The following is a 16,372-nucleotide window of genomic DNA, read 5'->3' as shown; positions in this document are numbered from 1 at the left end:
CCTCTTGAAATTGAGTTATAAGATGGCGACATCCAAATCCACGGTGATGAGGATCTTGGCTGTGCGGAAACGGTCTTTAAGCTTGGCTTCCAACGTTTTTCGAATCTCTTCCCGTTCTTTTTCCGTGGTGTGCTTGCTGTCCACGACGATTTCCAGAATGAGCAGTTCTTTTTCCGAGCGTCCCGTGTAGCGGAAATCATGGAAGGACAGGACATGATCCATTTCCTCCACCATTTCTCCCACGATGCGCTTCACTTCCAGATAGCGCTCATCCTTGTCGTTGAAGGGGTCCATATGGATGACCAGCTGGATGCCCAGATCCTCCCGGACATGGCGTTCGATGCGGTCCACCAGATTATGGGCTTCCACCAGCGTAAGATCATAGGGGATCTCCGCATCGATGGTGGCCATGGTGGTGGAGGGACCATAGGAATGGATATGGAGGTCATGGACGCCGGTGATGAGGGGGTAGGAGAGGATTTTCTCCTTGATGGCGTTGGCCAGGTCATCTTCGGGTTTTTCCCCCAGAAGAGGCCCGATGGTCTCCAGGGAAAGCCGGATCCCCGAATAGATGATGTAGAGGGCGATGGCCACACCGACGAAACCATCCACGGGGAAGGTGGTGAGACGGCTCACAAAGAGGCCGAGGAGCACCACGGAGGTGGTGAGGATGTCGCCAAGGGCGTCCTGGGCTGTGGCCAAAAGAGTACCTGACATGATTTTCTCTCCCAGCCGCTTATTGAGAAGATGGATGAAGATCTTCACGGAAATGGAGAGAAAAATAATGACCAGTGCCACGGTGGTGACGGTGACCTTCGCCGGATTTTTAATGCGGTCGATGGAAGATACCACAAACTGGTAGCCCACCACAATGACCAGGATGGAGATGGTAAGTCCCGTGAGGTACTCGATGCGTCCATGGCCGTAGGGATGCTCCTGATCCGGCTCCTTGCCGGCCATCTTAAAGCCAATGATGGTGATAACCGAGGACGCCGTGTCCGTCAGGTTGTTGAAGGCATCGGCGATGAGGGAGATACTTCCCGTGGCCATGCCCAAAAGCCCTTTCACGGCAAAAAGGAAGAAGTTCATGAGAATGCCCATGAACCCGGTGAGGCTTCCAATACGCTCCCGCTCCCGGGCCAGCTGAAGATCCCGTCCCTGGGTTATTTTTCGGATAATCATGTTAATCATGGCAGACTCCTTGTGGATCACCGGCCGCAGGCCGGAGGTAATAGATACAATTATAGCACAAGACATGTTAAAATAAACCTAAACGACATTTCAGGAGGATACTATGGATGAGAAATATTTAGCACTGGAGCTTCTCGACTTTCTGCATGAGTCTTCCACGGCGTACAATGCCGTGGCCGTGATGCGCGAGGATCTCCTGACTTTAGGATACCGGGAGCTAAAGGGCCAGGAGGCCTGGACCATTGGAGAAGGCGAAAAGCTCTTCTACACGAAAAACGATTCCTCCCTCTTTATGATTCAGGTGGGAAAAGACCCCCTGACCAAGGGATTCAAACTGGCAGGAGCCCATACGGATTCCCCGGGATTCCGGGTGAAGCCCGGAGCAGAAATGCTCCAGGACGGATTCCTGAAGCTCAATGTGGAAACCTATGGAGGCCCCATTCTGTCCTCCTGGTTTGACCGGCCCCTGTCTTTGGCAGGCCGGGTGATGCTGAAGGGGGAGTCCCTGCTTCAGCCCCTTTCGAGAATTGTGGACCTGAAAAAGCACATTCTCTATATCCCGTCTTTAGCCATCCACATGAACCGGAAGGTCAATGAGGGCGTGGAGGTTCACAAGCAGAAGCATGTGCTGCCCGTGGTAACCATGCTGGGCAAAGAGGAAACCAAGGAGAATTTCCTTCTTCATCTTCTGGCAGCAGAACTCTCCGTGGATCCGGATACCATTCTGGATTTTGACCTCTTTGCCTATGAAACGGAGAAGGGCTCCCTGGTGGGCCTTCAGGAGGAGTTCATCTCCTCCAAGCGGCAGGACAACCTCAGCATGGTGCACAGCATTCTCACCGCGGCTAAGAAGGCGGAATCCTTCAGCGGAATCAATGTCTGCGCGTTCTTTGACAATGAGGAATGCGGTAGTGCCTCCAAGCAGGGGGCGGACTCCACGCTTCTTCGGGATCTGCTGGAACGGGTGTACTATGCTCTGGGCGGAAATCGGGCAGGTTTCCTCCAGAATCTGGAGCATTCCTTCATGATCTCTGCGGACCTGGCCCACAGTGTTCACCCCAATTTCAGCGAGATGCATGATCCCACCAACCGTCCCGTCATCAACCAGGGACCGGTGATGAAGCTCTCCGCCAATCAGCGCTACACCTCCGACGGGGATTCCCTCAGCGTATTCAGCGGACTTTGCCGCAAGGCTGAAGTGCCCTTCCAGTATTTTGTAAACCGCAGCGATCTGCCCGGAGGCTCCACCATCGGACCCATCAGCTCCACCCATCTGCCCATCCGCACCGTGGATGTGGGCAATGCCATCCTGGGCATGCATTCCGTCCGAGAACTGGGCGGCGTTCGGGATCACTTTTATTTGACCAAAGTCCTTGAGGTCTATTTCAATCTGGACTAAGATGGTAATGTAGTTTTTTTGTCATCCCCGGGATGGCACAACTCTTTACAATGAAAAGCAGAGATTGAAATTTGAGGTGAAGGATTTGAAGAAAATAGGAAAGCTTACAGGCCTTCTTCTTGTGGCAGTCATGGCCGTGGGGATGGCCGGCTGTCAATATCTGGGGGTACCCAAAGACATCAGCGGCTACGTGGAAACCGCCCAGGAAGGCGCTGCGGACAACGAAGAACTGAAGACCTATCTGGAGGGGGTTCGCCCCGTGCTGGAGGCCTTCTATGCCGAGAAGGGGAAGCTGGAGACCGCCGAGGTGAAGGGCAATGAGATCCGCATCACCGTGGATCCAGGCACATCCCCAGACCCCTACAAGAGTTTTGAGGATCTTCTGGTCTTTGAAACCACCAGAATCACCCACAGCATCTACAATTACCGGCCGGATCATGCGGCGCTGAAGGGGCTCTACCGCATCGTCATCAGCTTTACGGGGCAGAAAACCGTGACCCTGTATGACGGACAGAGCACCACCATCAATGGAGCCAAAGGATTTGATTCCTCCACGGTGCTGGATGCCGTACGGCGCTAAGAAGGAAAAGGGGCCCGGAAATTTCCGGCCCTTTCTTCTATCCCGAAAATGGAGTAACCGTAAGGAGGATCCCCATGAGAAGCCATGAACTGAAACTGGACAAGCTGCAGCGGGAAGAGATCATCGCTCGCATCAAGGCCTACTTTGAAGAAGAACGGGAAGAGTTTCTGGGCGATCTGGCCGCAGGGCTGCTTCTGGATTTCTTTCTGGAGACCCTGGGACCGGCCCTTTACAATGCGGGAATCCAGGATGCTTACCGCTATCTGGAAGACCGTCTGGAGGACATGATGGCGCTCCAGAAACCGGAGGTGTAGCCATGAACAGACCCCTGCGAAGGGCGGAGCGGGCCATGGATAAAGAAACCCAGGAAGAAATCCTGAAACGAGGAGAATATGGCGTTCTGGGCTTTCTGGGCGAGGACGGCTATCCCCGGACCCTTCCCTTAAGCTACGTTTATGACGAAGGAAGGCTGTATTTCCATTCGGCCCGGGAAGGGGAGAAGGTGGAAGAACTTCGACAGGATCCCCGGGCCTCCTTCACCGTGGTCACGGGAACGAAGGTGCTGCCCGAGCTCTTCAGCACCGCGTATCAAAGCGTCATCGGCGTTGGGCATGTATCGGTGGTGGAGGGGGAGGAAAAGAAGCAGGCCCTGAGGAGACTGCTCGCGAAGTATTCGCCAGAACATCGAAAAACTGGAGAAGAGTACCTTCTCCGGGCGGAGAAGGCGACCCTGGTGTATCGGATGGACCTGCTCCAGGTGACGGGGAAGGAACGGAAAGCTCCTCCCGAGAAAGAGGATTAACGCAAACAAAGAGCTCCCGGAAGAATTTCTTCCGGGAGCTTTACTCGTTCTATTCGACTTTTCCCACGTCACTGAGAACCAGGGTCTTGTTGTGGCTAAGCGCCCAGCTGATGCCCCAGTCGTTCTGGAAGAGGAGGATGTTGCGGTCCCGCATGTCCTTCACCAGCCGGGTATCGGAGGTGATATTGAGATCATCGGGATTCAGCTCCTCGTTTTCGATCCAGCGGACAAAACGGTAGGGCAGGTGATCGATCTTAATGTCCACGCCGTACTCATTCTTCAGGCGGAACTCCAGCACGTCCATCTGCAGGGTGCCCACGACACCCACGATGATTTCCTCCATGCCGATGTGCAGTTCCTTGTAGACTTGGATGGCCCCTTCCTGGGCCACCTGGGTGACGCCCTTGACGAACTGCTTGCGCTTGATGGTGTCCACGGGCTTCACCCGGGCAAAATGCTCCGGAGCAAAGGTAGGGATGCCTTCAAAGCGGAACTTGTGGGACGGCGGGCACAGGGTATCCCCGATGGCGTAGATACCTGGATCGAAGACGCCGATGATGTCGCCGGCGTAGGCCTCTTCCACCATTTCCCGGTCCTGGGCCAAAAACTGCTGGGGCTGGGAAAGCTTAATGCGGTTTTTTCCCTGATAGTGGAAGACTTCCATGCCTTTCTTGAACTTGCCGGAGCAGATTCGGATAAAGGCGATGCGGTCCCGGTGCTGGGGGTTCATGTTGGCCTGGATCTTGAAGACGAAGGCCGAGAAATCCTCGGTGAAGACATCCACTTCCTCGCCTTCGGCGGTCATCCGCGGCAGGGGAGAGGAGGTGAGCTCCAGGAAGGATTTCAGGAAGGGCTCCACACCGAAGTTGGTGAGGGCGGAGGCGAAAAATACAGGGCTGAGCTGCCCGGTGCGTACTTTGGCCAGATCAAACTCATCCCCGGCAATATCCAGGAGCTCAATGTCTTCCATGAGCTTTTCGTGGAGGGGCGCGCCTAAAAGGTCCATGAAGACCTGGTCATCCACGGAGCCTTTGACGGAGCTCACGGCGGTGGAGCCGTGGGTGCCTTCCGAGGAGAAGACCTGGATGCTCTGGCTATGCCGCTCATAGACACCCTTGAACTCTTTTCCGGAGCCGATGGGCCAGTTCATGGGGTAGGTTTTGATCCCCAGCTCGTTCTGGATTTCATCCATGAGCTCGAAGGGATCCCGGGCTTCCCGGTCCATTTTGTTCACGATGGTGAAGATGGGAATGTTTCGCAGAGAGCACACATGGAAGAGTTTTCGGGTCTGGTCCTCCACCCCCTTGGCGGCATCCACCACCATGACGGCGGAGTCCGCAGCCATGAGGGTGCGATAGGTGTCTTCAGAGAAGTCCTGGTGTCCCGGGGTATCCAGGATATTGATGCAGTAGCCGTCATAGTTGAACTGCATGACAGAGGAGGTCACCGAAATTCCACGCTGTTTTTCGATCTCCATCCAGTCGGACACGGCATACTTGGCGGATTTTCGGGATTTGACCGATCCGGCCAGGCGAATGGCGCCTCCGTAGAGCAAAAGCTTTTCCGTGAGGGTGGTCTTACCGGCATCCGGGTGGGATATGATGGCGAAGGTTCGTCTTCTTTCAATTTCTTTTCTTAAGTCTTCCATAGGAATCCTCCATTCATTTGATCACGATCCTGTGACGGGCACGGGATCAAAAATTGCCGGATCCCTTGGGGCCGTGATCCGGTCGATGTTCTTTTAGGCCAATTATATATTATACGTCATCCCATGGAAAGATACCAGAAGAATTGTCCGAGGTTTCACTGATGAACAGCTTCCACGGCAAAGGAAAAGTTCGCCGCGGGACGGGGCAAAAATGTTGAAGGGGGGGGGAGAACCGAGCAAATCAGTGCTATGATGATTTTATGAGGTGATAAGCATGGTAAATATTCTGCTCCTGGGACTCATCAGTTTTTTCTCGGACATCAGTGCGGAAATGGTCTATCCATTGATTCCGCTGTATCTAACCTCGGCCTTTGGCGCCACCCCCGCTCTGGTGGGACTCATCGAGGGCCTGGCGGAGAGTCTGGCCAGTCTTCTTAAAGTGTTCAGCGGGTATGTGACGGACAAGTACCGCCATAAGAAGCGCGTGGCCTTTTTGGGGTACTCCACGGGGCTGATGTACAAAATCGCCCTTTTGGTGGCGGGATCCTGGGCAGGTGTCTTGGCCGCCCGGGTCATTGACCGGGTGGGCAAAGGCATCCGAACGGCCCCCCGGGATGTCATGGTCAGTGAGAGTGCGGAAGAAGGCCGACTGGGTCACGCCTTTGGGGTTCACAAAGCCCTGGATATGGCGGGGTCTGCCTTGGGGATCCTTTTGGCTTATCTTCTCCTGGGCCAGGCGGGCACAGGACAGTACCGGGCTATTTTTCGCCTGTCGTTGATTCCGGCGGTGCTGGGACTGCTCCTCTTTGGGTGGGTGAAAGAAAAGAAGGACCATGGTGAGGCGAGGAAACGGGAACCCTTCTGGAAACGCATGGGGGAACTGGACGGCCAGCTGAAGCTCTACTTGGCAGTGGCGTTTCTCTTTACCCTGGGGAACTCCTCCAACGGATTTTTGCTCCTGAAGGCCAAAGCGGCGGGATTTACGGACCGTTCAGTGATTCTCCTCTATTTTCTCTATAATCTCACGGCGGCCCTTCTCTCCATTCCTTTGGGGAAGCGTTCGGATCGGGTGGGGAGAAAGCGAGTTCTTGTGGCAGGCTACGGCGTCTTCTCTTTAGTGTACCTGGGCTTTGCCCGGGCAACCCAGCCCGGGGTTCTTACCGGACTCTTTGTGCTTTACGGGGTCTACACCGCCATGACGGCGGGGGTGGAACGGGCCTTCATCGCTGAGATCGCTCCGCCGGATCTCAAGGGCACCATGCTGGGGGCCCACGGCATGCTGGTGGGGTTGGCTCTTTTTCCGGCCAGCGCTGTGGCCGGACTTCTTTGGAACTACTTTGGCGCTTCCGCGCCTTTCTATTATGGAGCCGGGTTATCCCTCCTTTCTGCGTTGATACTTCAGCTGTTTCTCCGGAAAAAAGGAGAGGGAAGTGAATCCCTTCGTGAGGGCAGATAATATTAATGAAATATTAATCTTTCGATAACTTATTGATATACAAATAAGAGTATAATGGAAACACAATAAAATGGCGGAGTCTGAAGTTGACATGGATCCTCAGATGATCAGGGCTTTGGTAAAGTTTAAGCCAGGTCAGGGAGCCATGCAATGTACAGCAAGGAGAGATGAAAATGCGACGGAAAGGATTTGGAATACTGCTTCTTGGGCTGCTCCTCATGGTGTTCCTCGCGCCGGGCCTTCGGGTGTCGGCGTCCAGCGGGTACTATGAGATCACGGATTTTAATCTCACCGTGGATCTTCAGGGAAACGGTGATGCCCAGGTGGTGGAACGGATCACCTATGACTTTCAGGGAGGATTCAACGGCGTTCTCCGGGACATCGATTATTCGCGAACCAGCGGGTTAGCGGATCTTGCAGTTTTTGTCCAGGAAGGTTCCTCGCTGCGGGAGTTCAAGGAGGATGTGACCGGAGGAGCCCAGACTTATGAGCGGAGTAACGAAGGAAGCCTGGTGAAACTGAAAGTCTATGAACGGTCCGATCAGGTGAAAAAAACCTTTGTTTACCGATACACCTTGAAAAATGTGGCGGAAAAGTACAATGACATCGGCATCTTCAATCGGAAGATCATCGACACCGGTTGGGATGTTCCGCTGAATAACATCAACATTACCATCACCATTCCCGCGGGAGCCACCAAGGATCAGCTGAAGGTGTTCGCCCATGGTCCCCTGACGGGAACCAGCACCATCGTGGATGACCGCACCTTTACCTTTACGGTGCCTTCTGTGAATGGAGTTTTTGTGGAGACCCTGGTGATTTTCCCGCCGGCGCTTCTCCCTTCTTCCACCAATGTGTTTGCCCGGGATGAGCTCCAGAGTATCCTGGCCAACGAGCAAAGACTGGCCGATGAAGCCAACAAGGCGCGCGAAGAGGCCCAAAAGGCCGAAGAAGCCCGCCTGAAAAGAGAAAAACTTCGGCAGGATCTTCTACCGGTATTCGCCGGAGGTATCGCCGCAGCCCTCCTGAGCCTCCTTGCCATGGTTCGGAAGTTCAGCAAGGAGCTGAAACCCGAGTTCATGGGGGACTATTACCGGGAACTGCCCGAGGACTATACCCCCGCCGTCATGAGCTATCTGCTCAGTAAAGGGCGGACAAAGGATGACGACATCATGGCCACCCTCATGGATTTGGCTCGGAAAAAAGTCATCAGCCTGACCCCGATCACAGTGGAAAGCGGGAAGATCTTCCGGAAAGAGGAAGATTCGGTTCAGCTTCAGTGGCTGAACAAGGAGAAACTGTCATCACTCATGCCCCATGAACGGTTCCTGGCGGAATGGTTTCTGGATGACATCGGCGGCGGCCAGGGACTCATTCTGGATGATCTGGAAACCATCGTGAAAAAGAAAAAAGCGGCACTCCAGTTCCAGAATGACTATGAGTACTTCAAAGTCAAAGTCAAAGACGTGGCCGAAACCCAGGGCTTCTTCATGGCCAATAACCTTCAGGGGGCAGCACCCTTCATTGTGGTGGCGATCCTCTTCATGGGCGCCGGCGTGATCACCGGAGTTCTTCTGGGCTCCGTCCTGGCCTTCCTCATTGCCGGTCTGGGCTTCCTGATGCTCATTACCCTCATGGGGCTGAACTTTGTACGCAAGCTCTCCCGAAAAGGGACGGAGCATACCGCCATGTGGAAAGCCTTCAAGAAGTTCCTTCTGGATTTTTCCAACCTGAAGGAGGCAGAAATCCCCTCCATTGTCATTTGGGAGCACTATTTGGTCTATGCCACCGCTTTGGGCGTGGCGGACCAGGTCATTGAGCAGCTGCCCAAGGTCTTCTCCGAGGCGGATCTCTCCAATCCGGATCTGACCTATATGGGCGGATACCGCAGCTTCAACAACATCTACATCATGAATCATGCCTTTAACAACACCATGAGCAAAGTCAGCTCTGCGGTGAATGCGGCGCAGATCGCCAACTCGGCCAAGTCTTCCGGTTCCGGTTTCGGCGGAGGTTTCTCTGGAGGAAGCTCCGGAGGCGGCGGAGGCGGCGGAGGCGGCGGTGCCTTCTAATCCATGTTGTTTATTCGATCAAATATAGATGAGAAAGGAAGATGAATATGCCTACTGGAACGATTGTTTTACTTGTTGTCCTTGGGGTTATCGTACTTTTGGTGATTTTTGCCATTTCGGTCTACAATGGCCTGGTGGTCTTACGCAACCGGGTGAAGAATGCCTGGGCACAGATTGAAGTTCAGCTGAAAAATCGTGCAGACCTGATCCCCAACCTGGTGGAGACCGTGAAGGGCTATGCCACCCACGAAAAAGAAGTGTTTGAGAACGTCACCCGCGCCCGCAGCCAGGTGCTCAATGCCAAGGGTGTGGAAGCCACAGCCAAGGCTGATGCCGAACTTTCTTCCGCCATCAGCAGACTTTTGGTCACCGTGGAAGCTTATCCGGAACTGAAAGCCAATCAGAATTTCCTTTCCCTGCAGGCGGAACTGAAGGATGCGGAGGAGAAAATCCGCTATTCCCGACAGTTCTACAATGACACCACCATGAAGTACAACACGGATATCCAGATCTTCCCCAAGAATATTCTGGCGGGAATGTTTGGATTCCATGAGGAGCCCTTGTTTGAGGCTTCCGAAGCCGATCGGGCTGTACCGAAGGTTCAATTCTAAACCGATCTTTTCGTTGGAGCTGCAAGATCCTTGCAGCTTCAGCTTTTTCTTGGGTTTTTGCCATGAGGATGAGGGAATCGGGATACCCGAGACTCACGAGACACCCGCAGGAAGTTTTTTCATTGGAGATTGTTGACAGAAAATTGCTAATGAGATAAGATGTAAACAAATACACGGATTGTTACTGTTCGGCAGGCAAGACCAAGATTTCATGCAACAGGGGTTGCTTGGTTTCTTTGGTCTTTTTTTTCTTTATCTGGCCGGTTTTGCCTGGCGGAGAGGATAAAACGTGGATGGCTCTTATTCTAATTTATCCTAAAGGAGGAGAAATCATTATGATGAAGTATCTGCAAAAACTCGGCAGATCGCTCATGCTGCCCGTCGCCGTCCTGCCTGTCGCCTCGATTCTTATGGGTATCGGCTATGCCATCGACCCCGCAGGTTGGGGTGGCGGAAGCCCCATTGCCGCTTTCCTGATCAGTGCCGGTGGTGCAATTATTGATAATATGTCCATCCTGTTTGCCGTGGGTGTTGCCCTGGGCATGTCCAAGGATAAAGATGGTTCGGCCGCCCTGGCTGGTCTTGTGGCCTTCCTGGTGGTAACGAAGCTTCTATCCACGGGAACCGTGGCTCAGCTGACCTCCGTTCCTGCGGAAGAAGTCAATGCTGCCTTCGGAAAGATTTCCAACCAGTTCGTCGGAATTATCTCCGGTCTGGTGGCTGCTTCCATGTACAACCGTTTCTCCCATGTTCAGCTGACTCCAGCACTGTCCTTCTTCAGCGGCAAGCGTCTGGTGCCCATCATGACCTCCTTCGCCATGCTGCTGGTTTCCGCTGTGCTCTTCTTTGTATGGCCGGTGGTTTACTCCGGACTCGTGGCTTTCGGAACCACCATCTCCTCCATGGGCGCTGTGGGTGCCGGTATCTACGGATTCCTGAATAGGCTCCTCATCCCCACGGGACTTCATCATGCACTGAACTCCGTCTTCTGGTTTGACGCCATCGGCATCAACGACATCGGTAAGTTCTGGGCCAGTGAAGGCGTTCCCGGTGTCGTGGGACGTTATCAGGCTGGATTCTTCCCCGTCATGATGTTTGGTCTTCCTGCTGCGGCCTTGGCCATGTACCACACTGCCAAGGACAACAAGAAGAAGGTTGCGGCAGGTCTTCTCATGGCCGCTGCTTTCTCTTCCTTCTTCACTGGCGTTACGGAACCCATGGAATTCGCCTTTGTCTTCCTGGCTCCTGGACTCTACCTGGTCCATGCCGTGCTCACGGGTATTTCCGTGTTCCTGGCTGCCCAGTTCCAGTGGATTGCGGGCTTTGGCTTCAGCGCAGGTCTCATTGACTATATTCTGAGCTTGAACATGCCTCTGGCCGTCAACATCCTCATGCTGATCCCCCTGGGTCTGGTCATGGCGGTGATCTACTACTTCCTGTTCCGCTTCCTCATCGTGAAGCTGAACCTGAAGACTCCTGGCCGCGAAGATGATGAATCCGTGGAAGGCGAGGGCGTAGTCCTGGGTAAGAACGCGAACTTTGCCGTCATGGCTTCCACCATTCTGGAAGGACTGGGCGGAAAAGAAAACGTCGCTTCCCTGGATTACTGTGTCACCCGACTTCGTCTGGAAGTAAAAGACAACCTTCTGGTTAATGAAGGACAGATCAAGAAAGCCGGCATAGCAGGCATCATCCGTCCCTCCAAGACCAACGTCCAGGTGGTTGTGGGACCCCAGGTTCAGTTTGTCGCTGACGAGATGAAGAAACTGCTGTAATCCAATTCCCATAAACAGTCACAGGGCTGCGGTGAGCCGAAGGGTTCAGCGCAGCCCTTTCCACGTCCCCTTGAAAATGAGTGTTTTTTCTAGGAAAATTCAAAAATTCAATCTATAATGAAGAAAGAACAGCAAAAGGGGAGAAGGAGGTTCACCGTGAAGATCATCAAGGTATTCAACAACAATATCATCGCCGCCTTGAGCGATCTGGGCCAGGAACTGATCCTCACCGGTTCAGGTCTGGGGTTTCAGAAAAAACCGGGAGATCTGGTGGAGGAGCAGCGCATCGAAAAGGTGTATGAGGTCATGGAAGAAGGGAAGGAACGCTTCTACCGCCTCTTGAAAGACACCCCGGTAGAGCTCATCAATGCCACCGAAAGAATCCGGCAGCGAGCCAAGGATGAGCTGGGCATCTCCATGACTCTCAATGCCCTGGTGGGCATGATCGACCATATTACCTATGCCGTGGAACGGAAGAAAAACGGGATTGAGATCCCGAACCTCATGCTTCACGAAATCAAGAGCCTGTATCAGGAAGAGTTTGTCTTGGGCATGGAGGGGCTGGATGAAATTGAAAAGGCCACAGGAGTGAGGCTTTCGGAGCATGAAGCGGGATATATCACCATGCACATTGTCAACGCCTCCCTGGGGGAAAACAAGGAAAGCATCACCCGGATTTTCCAGTTCACCAACGGCGTGGTGAACATCATTGAGGAAGTCTTTGACCTGGACTTTTCCGAGGATGAAATTGCTGCGGCCCGGCTGAACTCCCACCTGAAGTTTCTGGCGAAGCGGATCCTGCTCAAACAGCCCACCACGGAAGATCAGGTGGAGGAGTTTTATGACCTGTTCATGCGGAAGAACAAGCGGTTTAAGACGGTGATCAAGAAGATCTCCGCATTCATGACGGAAAACTTCAGCCATGAGCTGACCCAGCAGGAAGCGGTATATCTCATGGTTCATATCAATAAGGCGATCAGCTGATGGAAATCCGGCTGGTTAAATTGAAAAACCGAACCTTTGCCTTCAGTCAGCGCTTGGGTAAAGCGCTGATGTTTCCTATTTCTGTGCTTCCTGCCGCGGGAATCATGGTGGGAATTGGGCACTGGATGGATTCCTTTGGCTGGGGGAGGGGATCCTTTCTTTCAGCCTTGCTTACGGCCGTGGGCATGATTATTCTTGATAACATCCCCATCCTTTTTGCCGCGGGCGTGGCCTTGGGCATGGCCCGGGAGCGGGATGGGGCTGCCGCCATGGCGGGCATTCTGGCTTATCTGGTCATCACTCGAATGCTTTCCCCGGAGTCTGTGGCCCAGTTCCAAGGGAAAGCCCTGGAACGGGTGGATCCGGCCTTTAGTTATATCGGCAACCAGTTCACGGGGATTCTTTCGGGGCTGGTGGCGGCGAAGACCTATAACCGCTTTCATCAGTTGCAGCTCCCCACGGGATTTTCTTTTTTTGGCGGCAAGCGGTCCGTGCCCCTGGTCAGCGCTCTTCTGGCGGTGCCCATCAGCATGGGACTCTATGCCCTTTGGCCCATACTCTACAACAGCCTCGTGGACTTCGGGAAAGGGATCAGCAATCTGGGCGCTCTGGGCGCCGGGATCTATGGGTTCATGAACCGTCTGCTCCTCCCTTTGGGGCTTCATCACCCGTTGAACTCCGTATTTTGGTTCGATGTCATTGGAATTAATGATATCGGGAACTTCTGGTCCTCCCAGGGAACCTACGGGGTCACCGGCCGGTATCAGGCGGGATTTTTTCCCGTCATGATGTTCGGACTTCCCGGAGCTGCCCTGGCCATGGCCCATGCGGCCTATCCCGGCAAGAAGAAGCAGACCCGGTCCTTTATGCTGACCTCGGCCTTTGCCTCTTTCTTTACGGGAATCACAGAACCCTTGGAGTTCTCCTTCATGTTTGCGGCCCCACCGCTCTATGTGCTCCATGCAGCACTCACGGGTCTTTCCCTCTATCTCAGTGCAAAATTCCAGTGGATTGCAGGGTTTGGCTTCAGTGCAGGGTTCACGGACTTCTTCCTCAGCATCCGCATGCCCTTTGCCAAAAATTTGCCCATGCTTCTGGTGCTGGGAATCGTCCTCTTCTTCACCTACTTCTTACTGTTCACCGCAGCCATCCGGAAGTTCAATATCCTAACGCCTGGCCGGGAGAAACGACGGGAAGTGGACACGTCTGCTGCAGAAAATCTCTACACCACCAACTACCGGCGCTTTGCAAAGAATCTGCTGAAGGCTTGTGGCGGCGCGGAAAATATCGTCTCTTTGGACTGCTGCATCACCCGTCTTCGGCTGGAGGTGAAAGACTCCCGATTGGTCCATACGAAACGGATCACGGAGATGGGGGTTCTGGGCATCCGAGAGATGGAGCCCGGTCTGCAAATTATCATTGGCCCCCAGGTGGCTTATATTCTCGATGAGATGCAAAAGCTCATTCATGGAAAAGGATAGCATGAAAAAGGGTTTCCCATGGCGGGAAACCCTTTTGCTTACTTCTCTAAAGGGAGAAGTCCGATTTTCTTCTGCATTTTCCGAAGGGTTCGGGTGGCTACCCGGGATGCTTTCTGGGCGCCTTCACGGTAGATGGCGGCCAGGGCTTCCTTGTTTTCCAGAAGCTCCTTCACTTTGATCTGCACCGGTTCCAGTTCGCCGATGATCACTTCTGCCACAAATTCTTTAAAGTCTTTGTAGCCTTTTCCCTCAAACTGAGCCACTACAGCCTCAGGCTTGATGCCTTGGATGGCGCAGACGATGTTGATGAGATTTTTCACGCCGGGCTGTTCATCGGTGTAGTTGACGACACCCACGGAATCGGTGACGGCCCGGGAGATTTTTCGCCGGATCACTGCAGGGGGATCCAGGAGAAGGATATAGGAATTCTCATTATCATCGGATTTGGACATTTTCTTCGTGGGATCCTGGAGGTCCATGATCTTCGCTGCACTTTCCGACACTTTGGCTTCAGGGAGTACAAAGGTATCCGAGTAGCTGGAATTGAAGCGCTGGGCAATATCCCGGGCCAGCTCCACATGCTGCTTCTGGTCCACACCCACGGGCACCAGGTTCGTATTGTAGATGAGGATATCCGCCGCCATGAGCACGGGATAGTTGAAGAGTCCGGCGGAGATGGAGGTATTTTCCTTCAGCTTTGCCGTTTTATCCTTGTACTGGGTCATGCGGGACAGTTCGCCCATGTTGGCCGTACAGGTGAGGAGCCAGGAGGCTTCGGAATGAGCCGGCACATGGGACTGCACGAAGAGCGTGCTTTTTTCATGATTCAGTCCGGCAGCAATGTAGATGGCGAGGATTTCCAGCACCCGTCTTCGGAGATCTTTAGGCTCTTGGCGAACTGTAATGGCATGGAGATCCGCTATGCAGTAGAAGCATTCGTACTCATCCTGAAGGCCGATCCAATTTTTCAGGGCACCCAGATAGTTACCCAGGGTGATCTCCCCTGAGGGTTTTATGGCGCTGAACACGATTTTTTTCTTTTCTTCCAAAGGTATTCCCTCCAACTTCTTTTTTCACTTTCTCCATTATAGCACAGGATACGGGAGGCACTGTTCCTCCTGCTGTTTTTTTCCATGGAAAAGGCAGCCACCGAAGTGACTGCCATGCTCTCTTTTTGAATTATCTTCTGGAGTTGAGCTTCTCGTTCTTTCTTGCTCTTCTGCAATCAGGGCATCTTACGGGTTCGTTTTCGAATCCTTTTTCCTTGTAAAATTCCTGCTCGCCTACTGTGAAGGTGAACTCGTTTCCGCAGTCTCTGCAAATGATCTTCTTGTCTTCCATTTTTTTTCCTCCTTAGCTACAGTAATTTCTTAGAATTTTCTGAGGCTAAGGGCCTGAACCATTCTTAACAAATACTGTGTCTAAATATTTTTTTACCTTTCGGCAAGATTATTATATCAGATAATTCCCACAAAGGGAATATCTGGGTAAAGTTTATTTCTTGTTTTATTTTAAAGATGGATTCACCAAAAACCTTTGGAAATCAGGGGTTCACGCGGAATGGGGAAAACGTGTCGATAGATTTGACAACGTTATCCTGACGCGAGACACCAGGTCGAATTTTCCGGATCCCTTCGTCGAAAAAAACAGAAGTGAAATAATTGAAAACGTTGGAAAAAAGGCGGCTGAAGGTTTGACTAAATTTTCGGATAATTATATAATTGAATCAAAGCTCATTCGGTTTCTCACCAAAAAATTAAAGGGAGTGATTGACATGATACAGGTTATTTATGGCAAGAGAGGCTCGGGGAAAAGCAAGAAAATGGTCTCCCTTGCCAATGAACAGGTCAAGACATCAAAGGGGAATGTAGTTTTTGTCGATGATGATTCCAGAGCCATCCACGAGCTGGATCGTCAGATCCGTTTTATCGATGCTTCCGAATACAGTCTCACCGATTACCGCTCCATTTACGGTTTCCTTTGTGGCATCATCTCCACCAACTATGATGTGACCACGATCTTTATCGATGGCCTATTGAACGGCATGGATAAGAAAAGCGAAAGCTCCGACAAGGTCTTTGCAAGACTGCAGGAATTCTCCGAAAAGAATTCCATCGATCTCTATATCGCCATGCATGACGAAGGCGATTTGGCCATCTCTGAACTCGAAAAATATAAGGTTTTCAGTTAACCTTTTTAAAAGCGCCTTTGGGCGCTTTTCGTTCCTTCTTAACGAAAATGAAGAGTGGCCCAAGGAAAAGAGGAGTTGAAGGACTCCTCTTTTCCTTGAGCGGAGAGTTCCTGATCCGCGTCAGGGAAAACTGGACATTTTGTTTCACAAAATCAGCAGTTTTGGGTATACTAGGTGTAGTA

Annotated in this window: 15 protein-coding genes; 11 read left to right on the top strand and 4 right to left on the bottom strand. The window is 52.7% G+C overall.

Annotation, left to right across the window (positions count from 1 at the left end):
- Window positions 1–15: 15 nt before the first annotated feature.
- Complete coding sequence (locus KCG48_RS07670; protein ID WP_211801043.1) at window positions 16–1,191, bottom strand: cation diffusion facilitator family transporter; 1,176 nt, start codon at window positions 1,189–1,191, stop codon at window positions 16–18.
- Between the two features lie 103 nt (window positions 1,192–1,294).
- On the opposite strand from KCG48_RS07670, the gene KCG48_RS07665 reads away from it, so the two are divergent.
- The 4 genes from KCG48_RS07665 (at window position 1,295) to KCG48_RS07650 (ending at window position 3,972) form a co-directional block, all read left to right on the top strand.
- On the top strand, window positions 1,295–2,590 hold the full coding sequence (locus KCG48_RS07665; RefSeq protein ID WP_211801042.1) for a M18 family aminopeptidase: 1,296 nt from the start codon (window positions 1,295–1,297) through the stop codon (window positions 2,588–2,590).
- Between the two features lie 85 nt (window positions 2,591–2,675).
- On the top strand, window positions 2,676–3,170 hold the full coding sequence (locus KCG48_RS07660) for a hypothetical protein (protein WP_211801039.1): 495 nt from the start codon (window positions 2,676–2,678) through the stop codon (window positions 3,168–3,170).
- 74 nt (window positions 3,171–3,244) lie between these two features.
- Window positions 3,245–3,484, top strand: coding sequence for a DUF2164 family protein (locus tag KCG48_RS07655; protein ID WP_211801037.1), 240 nt, complete (start codon window positions 3,245–3,247; stop codon window positions 3,482–3,484).
- A 2-nt stretch (window positions 3,485–3,486) separates the two neighbouring features.
- Window positions 3,487–3,972, top strand: coding sequence for a pyridoxamine 5'-phosphate oxidase family protein (locus KCG48_RS07650; protein WP_211801035.1), 486 nt, complete (start codon window positions 3,487–3,489; stop codon window positions 3,970–3,972).
- A gap of 49 nt (window positions 3,973–4,021) precedes the next feature.
- On the opposite strand, the gene KCG48_RS07645 is transcribed toward KCG48_RS07650, so the two are convergent.
- Window positions 4,022–5,620, bottom strand: coding sequence for a peptide chain release factor 3 (locus KCG48_RS07645; RefSeq protein WP_211801034.1), 1,599 nt, complete (start codon window positions 5,618–5,620; stop codon window positions 4,022–4,024).
- Between the two features lie 274 nt (window positions 5,621–5,894).
- Between KCG48_RS07645 and KCG48_RS07640 the strand changes: the two genes are divergently transcribed.
- The 6 genes from KCG48_RS07640 to nagE (KCG48_RS07615) all read left to right on the top strand — a co-directional run bounded on the left by KCG48_RS07640 (window position 5,895) and on the right by nagE (KCG48_RS07615) (window position 13,999).
- Complete coding sequence (locus tag KCG48_RS07640; protein ID WP_211801033.1) at window positions 5,895–7,076, top strand: MFS transporter; 1,182 nt, start codon at window positions 5,895–5,897, stop codon at window positions 7,074–7,076.
- 173 nt (window positions 7,077–7,249) lie between these two features.
- Window positions 7,250–9,148, top strand: coding sequence for a DUF2207 domain-containing protein (locus KCG48_RS07635; RefSeq protein ID WP_211801032.1), 1,899 nt, complete (start codon window positions 7,250–7,252; stop codon window positions 9,146–9,148).
- A 47-nt stretch (window positions 9,149–9,195) separates the two neighbouring features.
- Window positions 9,196–9,759: a LemA family protein gene (locus tag KCG48_RS07630; protein ID WP_211801031.1), complete on the top strand. Its 564-nt coding sequence runs from the start codon at window positions 9,196–9,198 to the stop codon at window positions 9,757–9,759.
- Between the two features lie 335 nt (window positions 9,760–10,094).
- Window positions 10,095–11,534, top strand: coding sequence for an N-acetylglucosamine-specific PTS transporter subunit IIBC (gene nagE, locus KCG48_RS07625; RefSeq protein WP_211801030.1), 1,440 nt, complete (start codon window positions 10,095–10,097; stop codon window positions 11,532–11,534).
- Between the two features lie 156 nt (window positions 11,535–11,690).
- Window positions 11,691–12,518 carry a PRD domain-containing protein gene (locus KCG48_RS07620; RefSeq protein WP_211801029.1) on the top strand — a complete coding sequence of 276 codons (828 nt, stop codon included), beginning with the start codon at window positions 11,691–11,693 and terminating at the stop codon, window positions 12,516–12,518.
- Window positions 12,518–13,999: an N-acetylglucosamine-specific PTS transporter subunit IIBC gene (nagE, locus tag KCG48_RS07615; protein ID WP_211801028.1), complete on the top strand. Its 1,482-nt coding sequence runs from the start codon at window positions 12,518–12,520 to the stop codon at window positions 13,997–13,999. Before KCG48_RS07620 ends, nagE (KCG48_RS07615) begins: the two co-directional genes overlap by 1 nt.
- Before the next feature lie 38 nt (window positions 14,000–14,037).
- Here nagE (KCG48_RS07615) and trpS read toward each other — a convergent pair whose 3' ends face one another.
- Both trpS and KCG48_RS07605 read right to left on the bottom strand, forming a co-directional pair.
- Window positions 14,038–15,048, bottom strand: coding sequence for a tryptophan--tRNA ligase (gene trpS / locus KCG48_RS07610; RefSeq protein WP_211801027.1), 1,011 nt, complete (start codon window positions 15,046–15,048; stop codon window positions 14,038–14,040).
- Window positions 15,049–15,178: 130 nt separating this feature from the next.
- Window positions 15,179–15,340 (bottom strand): zinc-ribbon domain-containing protein, encoded by a 162-nt coding sequence (locus KCG48_RS07605; RefSeq protein WP_211801026.1) that lies wholly within the window; start codon window positions 15,338–15,340, stop codon window positions 15,179–15,181.
- A gap of 433 nt (window positions 15,341–15,773) precedes the next feature.
- On the opposite strand from KCG48_RS07605, the gene KCG48_RS07600 reads away from it, so the two are divergent.
- Window positions 15,774–16,190, top strand: a complete 417-nt coding sequence (locus KCG48_RS07600; protein ID WP_211801025.1) for an ATP-binding protein — start codon at window positions 15,774–15,776, stop codon at window positions 16,188–16,190.
- The last annotated feature ends 182 nt before the right edge of the window (window positions 16,191–16,372 follow it).

The sequence above is a fragment of the Proteiniclasticum sediminis genome, from assembly GCF_018128025.1.
Taxonomy (GTDB): Bacteria; Bacillota; Clostridia; order Clostridiales; family Clostridiaceae; genus Proteiniclasticum; species Proteiniclasticum sediminis.
This window is presented reverse-complemented; position numbering and strand designations above follow the sequence as displayed.